This window comes from Kitasatospora sp. NPDC051170 (assembly GCF_044455705.1).
In the GTDB taxonomy this organism is placed as follows: Bacteria; Actinomycetota; Actinomycetes; order Streptomycetales; family Streptomycetaceae; genus Kitasatospora.
This window is the reverse complement of sequence record NZ_JBITFA010000017.1, coordinates 195,376-211,267: the sequence shown is the minus strand read 5'-3', so window position 1 is coordinate 211,267 and position 15,892 is coordinate 195,376. Positions and strand designations below refer to the sequence as shown.

Genomic DNA, 15,892 nt, shown 5'->3' with positions numbered 1-15,892 from the left:
GGAAGCTAAGCCTCATAGCGCCGATGGTACTGCAGGGGGGACCCTGTGGGAGAGTAGGACGCCGCCGAACAATTCTTCTGAAAAGCCCCTGATCCGATTCGGATCAGGGGCTTTTCGCATGTCCGGGCCCCGCGACCTAGAGCATGAGCTTGAATCCGTAGTGCGAGCGCTCGAAACCCAGGCGCTCGTAGAAGCGGTGGGCGTCGGTGCGGGTCGCGTCGGAGGTGAGCTGGACCAGGGCGGCGCCGAGGTTGCGGGAGCAGGAGACGGCCCACTCGATCAGGTGGGTGCCGAGGCCGTTGCCGCGCTCGTCGGCGTGGATGCGGACGGCCTCGATGGTGGCCCGGCTGGCGCCCTTGCGGGCGAGGCCCGGGGTGACGGTGAGCTGGAGGGTTCCGACGACGCGGCCGGCGCGTTCGGCGACGACCAGGTGCTGGTGGGGGTCGGCGTCGATGCGGGTGAAGGCGACGCGGTAGGGGGTGAGGTCGTCGGGGTCTTCCCGGGTGGCGCCCAGGGGGTCGTCGGCGAGCATGGCCACTATGGCGGGCAGGTCGTTGACGGTTGCCTGGCGGATCGTGAGGTCACTCATGGTCCCGGGAGTCTAGACCCACTCACGTCGGGCGCTCAGGGGCCCTCCAGGGCCGCCATGGACCCCTGGCTCGGAGCCGCGAAGCGGCGGAGCGGGCTTCGGAGGTTTGGACGTGGGCCGTTGTCGGTGGCTCCCGTTAGGTTGACCTCGTGCACCTTCGGTACTCGTATCGCATCTACCCGACGGCTGGTCAGCGTTCTGCGCTGGCCCGGACGTTCGGGTGTGCGCGGGTGGTGTACAACGATGCCCTGGCGGCTCGGAAGCAGGCCCGTAAGGACGGCCTTCCGTATCCCAAGAGCACTGGCTTGCAGAAGCTGGTGATCACAGCGGCGAAGAAGACCGCTGAGCGGGCGTGGCTCGCCTCGGTCGGTGTGGACCCTCTGATCCAGTCCCTTCGGGACCTGGACACCGCGTACCGGAACTACTTCGACTCGGTGTCCGGCAAGCGCCAGGGTCGCCCGGTGGGGCTGCCCCGGTTCAAGTCCCGCAAGGACAATCGGCAGAGTCTCCGTTTCACCCGTAACGGGTTCCGTATCCGGGGCAACGGGAAACTGAACCTGGCGAAGATCGGTGATGTGCGGGTGAGATGGTCGAGGTCGCTGCCCGCCGATCCCTCCTCGGTGACGATCCTGCTCGATCCGTCGGGCCGATACCACGCGAGCTTCGTCGTGGACGTCGAACCGAGCCACCTGCCCGAGTTGGACACCGAGATCGGGATCGACCTCGGCCTGGCCACCTACGCCGTCCTGTCCGACGGCCAGGTGATCGACAACCCGCGTTTCCTGCGCAAGGCGGAGAAGAAGCTCAGGGCCGCGCAGCGGGAGCTGTCCCGCAAGGCGAAGGGGTCGAAGAACAGGGAGAAGGCCCGGCGCAAGGTCGCCAGGGCGCATGCCAAGGTGGCCGACACCCGCCACGACTGGCTGCACAAGCAGACGACCCGGATCATCCGCGAAACCCAAGCGGTGTACCTGGAGGATCTGAATGTGCGGGGCCTTGGTCGTGGTCGGCTGGCCAAGTCCGTCCACGACGCCGGATGGTCCACCTTCCGGCGCCTCCTGGAGGAGAAGGCTGCCCGGTACGGGCGCACCGTCGGCATCGTGCACCGTGCGTTCCCGTCGTCCCAGCTCTGCTCGCAGTGCGGGCACCGGGACGGCCCCAAGCCCCTCGCGGTCCGCGAGTGGGCGTGTGGCGCGTGTGGTGTGCTGCATGACCGTGACCTCAATGCTGCTCGCAACATCCTGGCCGCCGGGCAGGCGGACAGGCTAAACGCCCCTGGAGGGCCGGTCAGACCAGGTGTGGCGATCCCACATCGGGCACGGCCCGATGAACGGGGAACCCACCTCGGCGACCTGCCGCGCACGGATGTCCGTGCCGCAGGCGCGGGAGGAATCCCCGCCCGCTAGGACGGGGAGGATGCCAAGAACGGTCCGTCACCCAGGCTTCTCGCTCGTGATGACCGCGAAGGCGGCGCCGTGGCGGTCGAGCAGCTGGGCGAGGCGGCCCATGCCGGGGAGGTCCGTGGCGGGGGCGCGGACGGTGGCGCCGAGGTGCTGGGCGGTGGCGAGGGCGGTGTCGACGTCCGGGACCTCGAAGTAGGGGAGCCAGTGGGAGCCGGTGCCGCGGGCGGTGTCTTCGGGGTCGAGCTGGACGAGGTCGCCGTGGGCGTCGTCGCTGCCGCTGCCGGCGGGGGTGAGGACGGTGAAGGTGCGGCCTGCGAAGGGGACGTCGTGCTCCTGCCAGTCGAAGACCGTCCGGTAGAAGGTCTTGGCGCGTTCGGCGTCGACGCTGTGGCACTCCGTCCAGCAGAGGCTGCCGGGTTCGTCGACGACGTCCAGGCCGCGGGTGTCGTGGGGCTGCCAGACGGAGAAGTCGGCGCCGGTCGGGTCGGTGCAGTGGGCGGTGCGGCCCGCGGTGAGGACGTCGTGCGGGCCGTGGCGGACGCGGCCGCCGGCGTGGCGGACGAGGTCGGTGGTGCGGTCGGCGTCGGCGGTGGCGAAGTGGAGGGTCCAGGCGGGCGGGGTGTCCGGGGTGGGGAGGGGGCCGAGGGCGGCGGCCGTGCGGCCGTGCAGGTGGAAGAAGCCGTAGTCGCCGGTGCCGGGGCCGTCGGTGGCGTGGGTCCAGCCGAAGAGGGCGGTGTAGAAGTCGGCGGAGGCCCGGGTGTCGGCGGTGGCGAGGTCGAGCCAGACGGGGGCGCCGGGGCGGTAGGTGGTGTCGAGCATGGCGGGTGCTCCCGGAGCGGCGGAGGGGCGGGCCCCGTCCAGCCTGGCACCGGGCCGGGGGCCGTGCACGCGGGGTTCCCGGGGTGTCGGAGGCGGGCGGTACGGTGCGTACCGGATAGGTCCACCCGTACCGGTCGAAGGGGGGCTCGGGTGAGCACGCAGGCGCAGTCGGGGCAGCAGGCCAGCCGCCAGCTGGCGCAGGTCGAGGGCGTGCTGGAACGGATCACGTACGCCAACGAGGAGACGGGCTACACGGTGGCCCGGGTGGACACCGGCCGGGGCGGGAACGACCTGCTGACGGTGGTGGGCGCGCTGCTGGGGGCGCAGGTCGGGGAGTCGCTGCGGCTGCACGGGCGGTGGGGTTCGCACCCGCAGTACGGGCGGCAGTTCACGGTGGAGAACTACACGACGGTGCTGCCGGCGACGATCCAGGGCATCCAGCGCTACCTGGGCTCGGGGCTGATCAAGGGGATCGGGCCGCGGTTCGCCGAGCGGATCGTGGAGCGCTTCGGGGTGGACACCCTGGAGGTGATCGAGAACGAGCCGGGCCGGCTGATCGAGGTGCCGGGGCTGGGGCCGAAGCGGACGAAGAAGATCGCGGCGGCCTGGGAGGAGCAGAAGGCCATCAAGGAGGTGATGGTCTTCCTGCAGGGCGTGGGGGTGTCGACCTCGCTGGCCGTGCGCATCTACAAGCAGTACGGCGACGGCTCGATCGGGGTGGTGCGCAACGAGCCGTACAAACTGGCCTCCGACGTGTGGGGCATCGGTTTCCTGACGGCGGACCGGATCGCGCAGGCGGTGGGGATCCCGCACGACAGCCCGGAGCGGGTGAAGGCGGGCCTGCAGTACGCGCTGTCGCAGAGCAGCGACCAGGGGCACTGCTTCCTGCCGGAGGAGCGGCTGATCGCGGACGGGGTGAAGCTGCTCCAGGTGGACGTGGGGCTGGTGATCGACTGCCTGGCGGAGCTGGTCGCGACCGAGGGGGTGGTGCGCGAGCCGGTGCCGGGGGAGGGCGGGGAGCCGATCACGGCGGTGTACCTGGTGCCGTTCCACCGGGCGGAGATCTCGCTCGCCAACCAGCTGCTGCGGCTGCTGCGTTCGGACACCGACCGGATGCCCTGGTTCGCGGACGTGGACTGGCCGGTGGCGCTGGAGTGGCTGGCGAAGCGGACGGGGGCCCAGCTGGCGCCGGAGCAGGAGCAGTCGGTGCGGCTGGCGCTGACGGAGAAGGTCGCGGTGCTGACGGGTGGCCCGGGCTGCGGCAAGTCGTTCACGGTGAAGTCGATCGTGACGCTGGCGCTGGCGAAGCGGGCCAAGGTGGTGCTGGCGGCGCCGACCGGGCGGGCGGCGAAGCGGCTGTCGGAGCTGACGGGGGCGGAGGCGTCGACGGTGCACCGGCTGCTGGAGCTGAAGCCCGGCGGGGACGCGGCCTACGACCGGGACCGGCCGCTGGACGCGGACCTGGTGGTGGTGGACGAGGCGTCGATGCTGGACCTGATCCTGGCGAACAAGCTGGTCAAGGCGGTGCCGCCGGGCGCGCACCTGCTGTTCGTGGGGGACGTGGACCAGCTGCCCTCGGTGGGTGCGGGCGAGGTGCTGCGGGACATGCTGGCCGAGGGCGGGCCGATCCCCTCGGTGCGGCTGACCAGGATCTTCCGGCAGGCGCAGGAGTCCGGGGTGGTGACCAACGCGCACCGGATCAACGAGGGGCTGGTGCCGCGGACGGACGGCCTGCCGGACTTCTTCCTGTTCGCGGAGGAGGACACGGAGACGGCGGCCGGGCTGACGGTGGACGTGGTGGCGCGCCGGATCCCGCAGCGCTTCGGCTACGACGCGCGCCGGGACGTGCAGGTGCTGGCGCCGATGCACCGGGGCCCGGCGGGCGCGGGGAACCTGAACACCCTGCTCCAGGCGGCGGTGACGCCGGCCCGGGAGGGGCTCGCTGAACGCCGCTTCGGCGGCCGTACGTTCAGGGTGGGGGACAAGGTCACGCAGGTCCGCAACAACTACGACAAGGGGCGCAACGGCGTCTTCAACGGCACAGTGGGAGTGGTGACGGCCCTCAGCGTCGACGACCAGCGGCTGACGGTGCTCACCGACGAGGACGAGGAGGTGGGGTACGACTTCGACGAACTGGACGAGCTGGCCCACGCGTACGCGGTGACGATCCACCGCTCGCAGGGCAGTGAGTACCCGGTGGTGGTGATTCCGGTCACTATGTCCGCCTGGACGATGCTCCAGAGGAATCTGCTCTACACCGCTGTGACCAGGGCCAGGAAACTGGTGGTGCTGGTCGGGTCACGGAAGGCGATTTCGCAGGCCGTGCGGGCCGTCAGTGCAGGTCGGCGGCACGCGGCCCTCGATCATAGGCTCTCGACTGGATGATTATCCAACCGGATGGTTGCCTCTAATGTTCTCTTGACGTGAAGAGATTTACGGCAGAGCCTAGAGTGGTGCCGATCTTGTCCGGTTCGTACCGGCTGCGGCGAGAGGTTTTGTAGGGGCGGGCCCTTTCGGGCCACCCCGGGTGCGCGGTCGTCCTCCGGATGGGGGATCGTGGAGGATGGTCAGGGCACCTTGGAAGAGGATTCATTTCGTCGGTGAGGAAGACGTGAGCGACAACTCGGTAGTACTGCGGTACCAGGACGGCGAGTACGAGTACCCCGTCGTCGAGAGCACTGCGGGCAACGCCGGCTTCGACATCTCGAAGCTGCTCCCGCAGACCGGCCTGGTCACCCTGGACAACGGCTTCGGCAACACCGCCGCCTACAAGTCCGCGATCACCTTCGTGGACGGCGACAACGGCATCCTGCGGTACCGCGGCTACCCGATCGAGCAGCTCGCCTCGCAGGGCGGCTTCGTCGAGACCGCCTACATGCTGATCAACGGCGAACTGCCCAACGCCTCGCAGCTGGAGACGTTCAACCGCGAGATCACCCAGCACACCCTGCTGCACGAGGACGTCAAGCGCTTCTTCCAGGGCTTCCCGCGGGACGCCCACCCGATGGCGATGCTGTCCTCGGTGGTCGGCGCGCTGTCGACGTTCTACCCGGAGAGCCACAACCCGTTCGACGCGGACCAGCGCCACCTGTCGACCGTGCGTCTGCTGGCCAAGCTCCCGACGATCGCCGCCTACGCGTACAAGAAGGCGATGGGCCAGCCCTTCGTCTACCCGCGTAACGACCTGAGCTACGTCGAGAACTTCCTGCGGATGACCTTCGCCGTCCCCGCCGAGGACTACGAGCTCAACCCGGTCATCGTCAACGCCCTGGACAAGCTGCTCATCCTGCACGCGGACCACGAGCAGAACTGCTCGACCTCCACCGTGCGTCTGGTCGGCTCCAGCCACGCCAACCTGTTCGCCTCCATCTCGGCCGGCATCTCGGCCCTGTGGGGCCCGCTGCACGGTGGCGCCAACCAGGCCGTGCTCGAGATGCTGGAGAGCATCCAGAAGGACGGCGGCGACGTCGACGCGTTCATCACGAAGGTGAAGAACAAGGAAGCCGGCGTCAAGCTCATGGGCTTCGGCCACCGCGTCTACAAGGCGTTCGACCCGCGCGCCGCGCAGGTCAAGCAGCTCGCGCACGAGGTCCTCGGCCAGCTCGGCAAGAACGACGAGCTGCTGAACATCGCGCTCAAGCTGGAGGAGCACGCCCTCAAGGACGACTTCTTCATCTCGCGCAAGCTGTACCCGAACGTGGACTTCTACACGGGCCTGATCTACCGCGCCATGGGCTTCCCGACCAGCATGTTCACCGTGCTGTTCGCCCTCGGCCGCCTGCCGGGCTGGATCGCCCACTGGCACGAGATGATCGACGACCCGACGAGCCGCATCGGCCGTCCGCGCCAGATCTACACCGGCGTGGCCATCCGCGACTACGTCGAGCTCGAGCAGCGCTGACCCGGGCGCCCGCCTGACGCACGTCGAAGGGGCCCGGCCGCGAACCGCGCGGCCGGGCCCCTTCGCGTCCGCGCGTGGGCCCGGGGGCTCACGCGCGGACGGAACCGAACGGCGCACGACTCCGGGGCCGGCGTGACCGGGAACGGCCGCTCAAAGCGTTCCCAGTCCGCCGGCAGCCCGGTGCCGTGCGCGAAGGCCGCCGAGAACGACGACCGTCCCGGGGCCCGCCGGAGCCCCGTCGGCGACAGCCGCTGGAAGTGCCGGGACGCGTTGCCGTTCGCCGCCCAGGCCCATCGGAAAAAACTGCCGCACTACCAACCTAAGACGTATCAGGGTGCGAGAAGTTACGCCAGGGGGGTGTGAGCTGCCTCTCGCCACGCTCCGTGTGCACCGCGTTCCGGGCTCATATCACACCTTCCCTCGCGCACGACGTCACCCTCCCCGCAGTCACGGCAACCGAGCGTGATAGGAATCGTGGCATTCCGGTACGGACCGCCGCGCACCCTCGTAGCGCGGCGGCGGAACCAGGGAGGGAGTGCGCGGATGGCCAGGAACGTCGTCGTCACCGGCGGTGGCACGGGAATCGGGTACGAAGTCGCCCGGCGGTTCGTCGAAGAGGGCGAACGGGTCATGATCGTGGGCCGCCGCCGTGCGGTCCTGGAGAAGGCCGCGGCCGACCTCGGGCCGGACGTCACCCCACTGGTGTGCGACCTCGCCGATCCGGACGCCGTGGAGGCCGCGCTCGCCGAACTGCCCGAGCGGATCGACGTGTTGGTGAACAACGCGGGCAGCCGGGAGACCGTCGTCGGGGTCGGGCCGCACGCGCTGCTGGCCCGCTGGCGCGGGGACTTCGAGCGCAACGTGCTCACCGTGGTGCTGCTCACCGAGACCGTCCGAGACCGGCTCGCCCCCGGCTCAGGCCGGGTCGTCACCGTCAGCTCGATCGCCGCCCTGCGCGGGGCCGGCTCCTACGGCGCGGCCAAGGCCTCGCTGCACGCCTGGAACCACTTCCTGGCGGCGCAGTTGGGCACCTCGGGGATCACGGCGAACATCGTGGCGCCCGGGACGGTCAGCGGCACCGAGTTCTTCGGGCCCCGGCTGGACGAGCCCGAGGTGGCCCGCCGGGCGGCGCGCACGCTGCTCGGGCGGATCGGGGACGCGGGGGAGGTCGCGGCGGCGGTGCACTTCCTGGCCTCGGCCGAGGCCGGGTTCATCACCGGCGAGATCCTGCACTGCAACGGCGGCGAGCTGCTGGGGCGTTGAGCTGCGGGCGTCGGGCCCCCGAGGTCTTCGCAGGGGGCCCGACGCATGTCCGGCTCAGGACGGCCGGAAGCGGCGCAGGCGCAGGCTGTTGGTGACGACGAAGACCGAGGAGAAGGCCATCGCGGCGCCGGCGATCATCGGGTTGAGCAGGCCCGCGGCCGCCAGGGGGATCGCGGCGACGTTGTAGCCGAAGGCCCAGACCAGGTTGCCCCGGATGACGGCCAGGGTGCGGCGGGAGAGGCGGATGGCGTCGGCGGCGGTGCGCAGGTCGCCGCGGACGAGGGTGAGGTCGCCGGCCTCGATGGCCGCGTCGGTGCCGGTGCCCATGGCGAGGCCGAGGTCGGCCTGGGCGAGGGCGGCCGCGTCGTTGACGCCGTCGCCGACCATGGCGACGACCCGGCCCTCGGCCTGGAGGCGCTTGACGGTGTCGACCTTGTCCTGCGGCATGACCTCGGCGAACACGTGCTCCGGCGCGATGCCGACCTCGGCGGCGACGGCCTCGGCGACCGCCCGGTTGTCGCCGGTGAGCAGCACCGGGGTCAGACCCAGGGCGCGGAGCCGGGTGACGGCCTCGGCGCTGGTGGGCTTGACGGCGTCGGCGACCTCGAGGACGGCCCGGGCCTCGCCGTCCCAGCCGACCGCGACGGCGGTGCGCCCGGCAGCCTCGGCGGCGGCCTTCGCGGCCAGCAGGGCCGGCGGCCAGACGGTGAGCAGGGCCTCGCGTCCGGCGGTCACCGTACGGCCGTCCACGACGCCCTGCACGCCCAGGCCGGGCAGGCTGCGGAAGTCCCGTACGGGCGGGAGCTCGCCGGTGCGCTCCAGGGCGGCGGCGGCGATGGCGGCGGCGACGGGGTGTTCGGAGGCGTGCTCGACGGCGCCGGCCAGGCGCAGGGCCTCGGCTTCGGTGACGCCCTCGGCGGTGTGGACGGCGAGCAGGGTCATCCGGCCGGTGGTGATCGTGCCGGTCTTGTCCAGGACGACGGTGTCGGCCTTGCGGGTGGTCTCCAGGACCTCGGGGCCCTTGATGAGGATGCCGAGCTGGGCTCCGCGCCCGGTGCCGACCATCAGCGCGGTCGGGGTGGCCAGCCCGAGGGCGCAGGGGCAGGCGATGATCAGCACGGCCACGGCGGCGGTGAACGCCTCGGTGGAGCTGTCGGTGGCCAGCAGCCAGGCGACCAGGACGGCCAGGGCGAGCAGGACGACGGCGGGGACGAAGACGGCGGAGATCTTGTCGGCGAGGCGCTGGGCCGCCGCCTTGCCGTTCTGGGCGTCCTCGACCAGCCGGGCCATCCGGGCCAGCTGGGTGTCGGCGCCGACCCGGGCGGCCTCGACGACCAGGCGGCCGCCCGCGTTGACGGTGGCGCCGGTGACGGGGTCGCCGACCCCGACCTCGACGGGGACGGACTCGCCGGTCAGCATCGAGGCGTCCACGGCGGAGCCGCCCTCGACCACCGTGCCGTCGGTGGCGATCTTCTCGCCGGGGCGGACCACGAAGCGCGTCCCCACGGTGAGCTCCCGGACGGGCACGCGGACCTCGCGTCCGCCGCGCAGCACCGTGACGTCCTTGGCGCCGAGGTCGAGCAGGGCGTGCAGGGCGGCGCCCGCCCGGCGCTTGGCGCGGGCCTCCAGGTACCGGCCGAGGAGGATCAGCACGGTGACCCCGGCAGCCGTCTCCAGGTAGAGCGAGCCGGCCGGGTCGGTGGCGCCGACGGAGAGGGCGAAGGAGTGGTGCATGCCGGGCAGGCCCGCGTGGCCGAGGAACAGGGCCCAGCAGGACCAGCCGAAGGCGGCCAGGGTGCCGAGGGAGACCAGGGTGTCCATGGTCGCGGCGCCGTGCCTGGCGTTGGTCCAGGCGGCGCGGTGGAAGGGCAGACCCCCGTACACCACGATCGGGCCGGTGAGGGCGAAGGCCAGCCACTGCCAGTGGGTGAACTGGAGGGCCGGGACCATGGAGAGCAGGACCACCGGGAGGCCGAGGACGGCGCTGATCAGCAGCCGGTCGCGCAGGGCGTCGGGTTCGCGGGCTTCGGCGGGCTCCGGCTCGGGGGCGGCGGGGGGAGGCGGGAGCTCGGCGGTGTAGCCGGTGCGCTCCACGGTGGCGATCAGGTCCTCCACCGCGACCCCGGGGCCGTACGCCACCCGGGCCTTCTCGGTGGCGTAGTTGACCGTGGCCTCCACGCCGTCCATCCGGTTGAGCTTCTTCTCGATCCGGGCGGCGCAGGACGCGCAGGTCATGCCGCCGATCGACAGCTCGACCAGGCCGTCGGCCTCCAGGCGCGGGGCGGAGGTGGTCATGGGGTGGTGCTCCTTGGGGGAGGAGTACGGTGGGCCCGTCGGCCGGGCCCACCGCGTCCGGGGCTCAGGCGCTGCGGCCGACCAGCTCGTAGCCGGCCTCGTCGATGGCGGCGGCGAGGCGCTCGTCCTCGATCGGGGCGAGGGAGGAGACCGTCACGGTGCCGGCGGCGGCGTCGGCGGACACGGCGGTGACGCCGTCGAGGGCGGAGACCTCGGAGTTGACGGCCTTCTCGCAGTGGCCGCAGGTCATGCCGGACACGGTGTAGGTGATGGTGCTGGACATCGGGCCCTCCCGGGGTTGTCGTTCGGAGTCCCGCTCGGACTCCCGCCTCTGACTCAACCATACCCCTCCCGGGTATTTTCCGCGGGGGTGGGGTGCCCGGATGGGTGGGTGTCCTGATCGTCCCGTATGTTCGATATGTGTTCTTGATCCGCCGCGCCCAGTCCCCCTCCGTCCCCACCGACTCGGGACTGCCGCCGGTCCGGCGACGTGACGCGCTGCTGGTCGCCGACCTGCAGGACATCCCGTTCTGGCGGCGGGCCTCGCCCGCCCTGCTGGCCGTCGTGGTCGTCGCACTGGCCGACCTCCTCACCGGAAAGGACCGCTACCTGGCCCCGCTGATGACCGTCGTCCCCGTCATCGCGGCGCTGACCCTCAGGCCGGGCGAGCTGCTCGCGGTGTGCGTGCTGGGGCTGGCGGCGGTGTTCGGGCTGAGCCACTACGACGAGGTCGACAACATCAACGATGCGCGCTTCCTCTACGGTGCGATGGTCAGCTACGTGGTGCTCTCCCTCTTCTCGGCGTGGGTCGCCAGGATCCGCATGCGGCGGGCCGCGGTGTTCGCGGCCGTCAGCTCCGTCGCCGAGGCCGCGCAGCGGGCGCTGCTGAGGCTGCCGGGGCCCGTGGTCGGCCCGCTGCGCTTGGCCGTGCGGTACGTGTCGGCGGCGGACGCCTCCAAGATCGGCGGGGACCTGTACTCCGTGCTGGAGACGCCGCACGGCACCCGGGTCGCGGTCGGGGACGTCCGGGGCAAGGGGCTGGGGGCGGTGCAGACGGCGGCGATCGTGCTCGGCGCGTTCCGGGAGGCCGCGTACGACGAACCCGGGCTGCGGGGGGTCGCGGAGCGGATCGAGGCGAGCGTCGAACGGCACGTGCCTGACGGGGAGTTCACGACGGCGCTGTTCGCGGAGTTCCGGGCGCCGGGGGAGATGGAACTGCTGCAGTACGGGCACGTGCCGCCGATCCGGGTCGACGCGGAGGGGCGGGCGCATGTGCTGGACGCGCCGGAGCCGTGGGTGCCGCTGGGGCTCGGGCGGCTGGCGACGGGGGAGCCGAGCAGCTGGGGGCAGGAGTTCGGGGCGGAGGACGTGCTGGTGCTCTGTACGGACGGGGTGATCGAGGCGCGGCACCGCAGGAGCGGGGAGTTCTACCCGCTGGCGGAGCGGGTGGGGCCGCTCGTGCGGGGGGCCGCGCGCTCGGCGGGGGAGCTGGAGGCGGCGGTGGGGCGGGTGTACGCGGACCTGCTGGCGCACACGGGTGGGGAGCTGCGGGACGACGCGCTGCTGCTGTTGATCACGCGGACGGACTGAGGGGCTTCGCGTCAGGGGCGGTGACGGTCGCGAGGGCGCGGAAGAGGAGGGCGGTGGAGGTGGCGCCGGGGTCCTGGTGGCCGGTGCTGCGTTCGCCGAGGTAGGAGGCGCGGCCCTTGCGGGCCCGCAGGGGGATGGTGTCGCGGGCGCCCTGCTCGGCGGCCTCGGCGGCGGCGCGCGCGGCCTCGGGGAGGGTGGCGCCGGAGGCGGCCGCGGCGCGGAAGGCGGCGAGGGCGGGGGTCCAGGCGTCGACGATGGTCTTGTCCCCGGGTTCGGCCTTGCCGAGGACCCGGACGGCGTCCAGGCCCGCGGCCAGCGCCTCGGCGAGGGCGGTCGGGCCGGTCAGGGCGGCCGGGTCGGTCGGGTCGGTCGGGCCGGTCAGGGCGGCGCCGATGGCGCGGAACGCCTTGCCGTAGAGGGGGCCGGAGGTGCCGCCGACCTTGGAGATCAGGGTGGTGCCGGTCCTGGTGAGGACGGCGCCGGGGCCGTCCGGCTGGAGGCCGTCGAGGGCGGTGACGGCGGCGGTGAAGCCGCGGTGGAGGTTGCTGCCGTGGTCGCCGTCGCCGATCGCGGAGTCCAGCTCGGTGAGGCGGGCCTGTTCCCGCTCGACGGCCGCGGCGATCGCGCGGACCCAGGCGTCGGCGAGGCGGGTGTCGAAGTCCATCGAGAGGTCCTAAGCGCGCTTGAGGGCGGGGGTGTCGACCGGGGCGTCCCAGAGTTCGAGCAGCTGGGTGTCGGCCTTGGTGAGGGTGAGGGAGAAGCCCGCCATGTCGAGGCTGGTGACGTAGTTGCCGACGAGGCTGCGGGCGACGGTGATGCCCCGCTCGGCGAGGCGGGCGGCGACCTCGCCGTAGACCACGTACAGCTCCAGCAGCGGGGTGGCGCCCAGGCCGTTGAGTAGGGCGATCACCTCGTCACCGGGGGTGAGGTGGTGGTCGGTGAGGACGGTGTCGACCACCTCGGCGGCCAGGTCGCGGGCCGGGCGGAGCTTCTCGCGGCGGCGGCCGGGCTCGCCGTGGATGCCGACGCCGACCTCGATCTCGTCCTCGGGCAGGTCGAAGCCGGGCCGGCCGGCGGCCGGGACGGTGGCCGCGGTGAGGGCGATCGCGAAGGAGCGGGAAGCGGCGTTGACGCGCTCGCCGAGGGCGGCGACCTCGTCCAGCGGGGCGCCGCGTTCGGCGAGGGCGCCGGCCGTCTTCTCGACCAGGACGGTCGCCCCGGTGCCGCGGCGCCCCGCCGTCCAGGTGGAGTCCTCCACGGCGACGTCGTCGTTGACCAGGACGGTGCGGACCTCCAGGCCCTCCTCGGCGGCGAGTTCGGCGGCGAGCTCGAAGTTCATCACGTCGCCGGTGTAGTTCTTCACGATGAAGACGACGCCGGCGCCGCTCTCCACGGCCTTGGCGGCGGCGAGCATCTGGTCGGGGACGGGCGAGGTGAACACCTCGCCGGGGCAGGCGGCGTCGAGCATGCCGGGCCCGACGAAGCCGCCGTGCAGCGGCTCGTGGCCGGAGCCGCCGCCGGAGATCAGCGCGACCTTGGGGCCGGACGGGCGGGTGGCGCGGCTGATCACCCGGTTGGGGATGTCCACCGTCAGTTCGGGGTGGGCGGCGGCGACTCCGGCCAGGGCGTCCTCCAGGACGCTCTCCGGGGTGTTGATCAGCTTCTTCACGACGCATCGCTCCCTCGGGCAGACGGCTGCTGACCCGACGCTACGCCAGACGGGGGGCCCCGGCACCGGGTACGACACGCGGGATCGTCGTCACTCTGCCGGAGCAACGGGATCGGTCGTAGGGTCGGTCGCATGAGCGAACACGTGGGCATCGTCCTGGTCTCGCACAGTGCCACCCTGGCCGCCGGGCTGCGCGAGCTGCTCGGTGAACTCGCCTCGGGCGGGGTGCGGGTGGTGGTGGCGGCCGGGACGGAGGACGGCGGGCTCGGCACCAGCTACGAGCTGATCGCGGGGGCGATCGCCGAGGCGGACGCGGGGGCGGGGGTGGTGGTGCTGCCGGATCTGGGCAGCTCGGTGCTCACCGCCGTGACGGTGCTGGAGGACGAGCCGCGCCCGGACGTACGGCTGGTGGACGCGCCGTTCGTGGAGGGCGCGGTGGCGGCGGCCGTCACCGCCTCGGCCGGGGCCGGGCTGGACGAGGTGGTCGCGGCGGCGGAGGAGGCGCGCTCCTTCCGGAAGCTGTAGCGGGCTCGCCCGGCCTACTCGGCGTCGGCTACTTGGCGTCGGCGTAGCTCTCCACCACGGCGGTGGTGAGCGGGAAGCGGACCGGGGTGTCGCCGAAGACCAGGCGGCGGGCCTCGTCGGCGGCCTCGGTGACGGCGGCGACCACCTCGTCGGCGAGGTTGGCCGGGGTGTGGACCACCACCTCGTCGTGCTGGAAGAACACCAGGTGCGGACGGTCGGCGGGCTGGACGGGCAGTTCCTCGAGGCGGCGGCGCAGGGCGGCGAGCAGGGCGAGGGCCCAGTCGGCGGCGCTGGCCTGGATGACGAAGTTGCGGGTGAAGCGGCCCCGGGCCCGGGCGGCGCGCCCTCCCGCCCCGCCCGCGCCGCCCGTGTCCTCGGCGGTCTCGGCCTCGGTGAGGTCGAGGAAGTCCGAGGTGGCCGGCGGGCAGACCCGGCCGAGGCGGGAGGTGACGACCCCGCCGTCCTCGCCGGTGCGGGCGGCGGCCTCGACGTAGCCCATGGCGGCCGGGTAGCGGCGGTGCAGGGTGTTCAGCAGCGGGCCGATGTCGCCGCTGGTCTGGCCGTACATGGCGCCGAGCAGGCCGAGCTTGGCCTTGTCCCGGTCGCCCTGGAAGGCGCTGGCGGCCAGGGCCTCGTACAAGTCCCCGCCGGCGGCGGTGCGGGCGAGCCCGGCGTCCTGGGAGAGCGCGGCGAGGACGCGGGGTTCCAACTGGGCGGCGTCGGCGACGACCAGCAGCCAGCCGGGGTCGGCGACGACGGCGCGGCGCAGGACGCGGGGGATCTGCAGGGCGCCGCCGCCGCGGGTGGCCCAGCGGCCGGAGACCACGCCGCCGACCACGTACTCCGGTCGGAAGCGGCCGCCACGGGCCCAGGCGTCCTGCCAGGCCCAGCCGTGGGCGACGTGGATGCGGGAGAGCTCCTTGTAGCGGATCAGGAGCTTGGCGGCCGGGTGGTCGATCTCCTTGAGCTCCCAGGCGCGGGTGGAGCCGAGCTGCAGGCCCGCCTCGCCGAAGGCGCGCAGTACCTGGGTGTGCGAGTCGGGGTTGAACGGCTTGACGCCGAGGGCGAGTTGGAGCTCGACGGCGAGGTCGGCGAGCAGCTTGGGCTGGGCGCCGGGGACGGTGGGCCGGGGGCCGAGCAGGTCGGTGAGCAGGGCGTCGTGGACGTCGGTGCGCCAGGGCAGGCCGTCGTGGGCCATCTCGGCGGCGGCCAGGGCGCCGGCCGATTCGGCGGCGACCAGCAGCCGGAGGCGGTGCCGGGCGCCCGGGTCGGCGATCGCGCCGAGGCGGCGCTGCTGTTCGGCGTGGACGGCCACCACGGCCGTCAACGGGTCGGCTCCGGGCGGCAGTTGGAGCCGGTCGGGGGCGAAGAGGGTGTCCTGCCCGCCGTCCGCCTCGGCGAGACCGGGCTCGGGCAGGTCTGGCGGGACGGGCAGGGCGCGCAGCCGGGCCCAGGCGGCGCCCAGCGAGCGGGGCGCGCCGAAGCGGCCCTCGTGCGCGAGCAGCAGCGCTTCGACCAGCCGCAGGTCGTGGCAGCGGGCGAGCCGGCCGGGCAGGAGGGGCAGCAGCGGGGCGTACGCGGAGTCGGTGGCGGCCCAGACCCAGCGGGGGTGGTCGGCGGCCTCGCGGTCGGCGACGGCGGCGGCGAGGTCGGGCACCCGCTCGGGCGGGCCGAGCGGGGCGCCGGCGTCGTCCAGCGGTTGGAGGCGGCCGCCGGGGCCGTGCGGGTCGGGTACGAGGGCGCATCTGGGGGCCATGGCGGTGGTCTCCTTCCCGGGGGACTTGTCGGCGGACTTCCTGGTGGTCGGCGGGTACCGGTGTCGACCGTAGCGGGTGGGCCCG

Annotated in this window: 13 protein-coding genes; 6 read left to right on the top strand and 7 right to left on the bottom strand. The window is 72.8% G+C overall.

Features of this window, described 5'->3' with window-relative positions:
• Window positions 1-136: 136 nt before the first annotated feature.
• Complete coding sequence (locus ACIBCA_RS30920) at window positions 137-589, bottom strand: GNAT family N-acetyltransferase (protein WP_396286339.1); 453 nt, start codon at window positions 587-589, stop codon at window positions 137-139.
• 149 nt (window positions 590-738) lie between these two features.
• Between ACIBCA_RS30920 and ACIBCA_RS30915 the strand changes: the two genes are divergently transcribed.
• Window positions 739-1,992 carry an RNA-guided endonuclease InsQ/TnpB family protein gene (locus ACIBCA_RS30915; protein WP_396286338.1) on the top strand — a complete coding sequence of 418 codons (1,254 nt, stop codon included), beginning with the start codon at window positions 739-741 and terminating at the stop codon, window positions 1,990-1,992.
• A 27-nt stretch (window positions 1,993-2,019) separates the two neighbouring features.
• On the opposite strand, the gene ACIBCA_RS30910 is transcribed toward ACIBCA_RS30915, so the two are convergent.
• The gene (locus ACIBCA_RS30910) at window positions 2,020-2,808 is read right to left on the bottom strand and encodes a VOC family protein (protein WP_396286337.1); all 789 of its coding nucleotides are present in this window, start codon (window positions 2,806-2,808) and stop codon (window positions 2,020-2,022) included.
• Between the two features lie 150 nt (window positions 2,809-2,958).
• Here ACIBCA_RS30910 and ACIBCA_RS30905 point away from each other — a divergent pair, with 150 nt between their 5' ends.
• From ACIBCA_RS30905 to ACIBCA_RS30895, 3 genes are all read left to right on the top strand, one after another.
• Window positions 2,959-5,193 (top strand): ATP-dependent RecD-like DNA helicase, encoded by a 2,235-nt coding sequence (locus ACIBCA_RS30905; protein ID WP_396286336.1) that lies wholly within the window; start codon window positions 2,959-2,961, stop codon window positions 5,191-5,193.
• 226 nt (window positions 5,194-5,419) lie between these two features.
• A complete protein-coding gene (locus ACIBCA_RS30900) occupies window positions 5,420-6,709 on the top strand; it encodes a citrate synthase (RefSeq protein ID WP_396286335.1) in 1,290 nt (429 codons plus the stop codon).
• Window positions 6,710-7,252: 543 nt separating this feature from the next.
• Window positions 7,253-7,972 (top strand): SDR family NAD(P)-dependent oxidoreductase, encoded by a 720-nt coding sequence (locus tag ACIBCA_RS30895; protein WP_396286334.1) that lies wholly within the window; start codon window positions 7,253-7,255, stop codon window positions 7,970-7,972.
• Between the two features lie 54 nt (window positions 7,973-8,026).
• Here the strand turns inward: ACIBCA_RS30895 and ACIBCA_RS30890 are convergent, their stop codons facing one another.
• Window positions 8,027-10,267, bottom strand: a complete 2,241-nt coding sequence (locus ACIBCA_RS30890; RefSeq protein WP_396286333.1) for a heavy metal translocating P-type ATPase — start codon at window positions 10,265-10,267, stop codon at window positions 8,027-8,029.
• 64 nt (window positions 10,268-10,331) lie between these two features.
• Entirely contained in the window at window positions 10,332-10,550 is a 219-nt protein-coding gene (locus tag ACIBCA_RS30885; protein WP_396286332.1) for a heavy-metal-associated domain-containing protein, read from the bottom strand.
• A gap of 137 nt (window positions 10,551-10,687) precedes the next feature.
• On the opposite strand from ACIBCA_RS30885, the gene ACIBCA_RS30880 reads away from it, so the two are divergent.
• Window positions 10,688-11,857: a PP2C family protein-serine/threonine phosphatase gene (locus ACIBCA_RS30880; RefSeq protein ID WP_396286331.1), complete on the top strand. Its 1,170-nt coding sequence runs from the start codon at window positions 10,688-10,690 to the stop codon at window positions 11,855-11,857.
• Here the strand turns inward: ACIBCA_RS30880 and dhaL are convergent.
• Together dhaL and dhaK are read right to left on the bottom strand one after the other, a co-directional pair.
• Complete coding sequence (dhaL, locus tag ACIBCA_RS30875) at window positions 11,841-12,521, bottom strand: dihydroxyacetone kinase subunit DhaL (protein ID WP_396286330.1); 681 nt, start codon at window positions 12,519-12,521, stop codon at window positions 11,841-11,843. The genes ACIBCA_RS30880 and dhaL overlap by 17 nt on opposite strands.
• A gap of 9 nt (window positions 12,522-12,530) precedes the next feature.
• On the bottom strand, window positions 12,531-13,526 hold the full coding sequence (gene dhaK / locus ACIBCA_RS30870) for a dihydroxyacetone kinase subunit DhaK (RefSeq protein WP_396286329.1): 996 nt from the start codon (window positions 13,524-13,526) through the stop codon (window positions 12,531-12,533).
• Window positions 13,527-13,658: 132 nt separating this feature from the next.
• On the opposite strand from dhaK, the gene dhaM reads away from it, so the two are divergent.
• Window positions 13,659-14,051 carry a dihydroxyacetone kinase phosphoryl donor subunit DhaM gene (dhaM, locus tag ACIBCA_RS30865; RefSeq protein ID WP_396286328.1) on the top strand — a complete coding sequence of 131 codons (393 nt, stop codon included), beginning with the start codon at window positions 13,659-13,661 and terminating at the stop codon, window positions 14,049-14,051.
• Window positions 14,052-14,079: 28 nt separating this feature from the next.
• Here dhaM and ACIBCA_RS30860 read toward each other — a convergent pair whose 3' ends face one another.
• Window positions 14,080-15,807 carry a bifunctional 3'-5' exonuclease/DNA polymerase gene (locus ACIBCA_RS30860; RefSeq protein ID WP_396286327.1) on the bottom strand — a complete coding sequence of 576 codons (1,728 nt, stop codon included), beginning with the start codon at window positions 15,805-15,807 and terminating at the stop codon, window positions 14,080-14,082.
• Window positions 15,808-15,892: the final 85 nt, after the last annotated feature.

Bases quoted from the DNA above. Each gene is read 5' to 3' on its own strand.
- ACIBCA_RS30920 (WP_396286339.1), bottom strand. From the start codon at position 589: ATGAGTGACCTCACGATCCGCCAGGCAACCGTCAACGACCTGCCCGCC.
- ACIBCA_RS30910 (WP_396286337.1), bottom strand. From the start codon at position 2,808: ATGCTCGACACCACCTACCGCCCCGGCGCCCCCGTCTGGCTCGACCTC.
- ACIBCA_RS30895 (WP_396286334.1), top strand. From the start codon at position 7,253: ATGGCCAGGAACGTCGTCGTCACCGGCGGTGGCACGGGAATCGGGTAC.
- ACIBCA_RS30890 (WP_396286333.1), bottom strand. From the start codon at position 10,267: ATGACCACCTCCGCCCCGCGCCTGGAGGCCGACGGCCTGGTCGAGCTG.
- ACIBCA_RS30885 (WP_396286332.1), bottom strand. From the start codon at position 10,550: ATGTCCAGCACCATCACCTACACCGTGTCCGGCATGACCTGCGGCCAC.
- dhaL (WP_396286330.1), bottom strand. From the start codon at position 12,521: ATGGACTTCGACACCCGCCTCGCCGACGCCTGGGTCCGCGCGATCGCC.
- dhaM (WP_396286328.1), top strand. From the start codon at position 13,659: ATGAGCGAACACGTGGGCATCGTCCTGGTCTCGCACAGTGCCACCCTG.
- ACIBCA_RS30860 (WP_396286327.1), bottom strand. From the start codon at position 15,807: ATGGCCCCCAGATGCGCCCTCGTACCCGACCCGCACGGCCCCGGCGGC.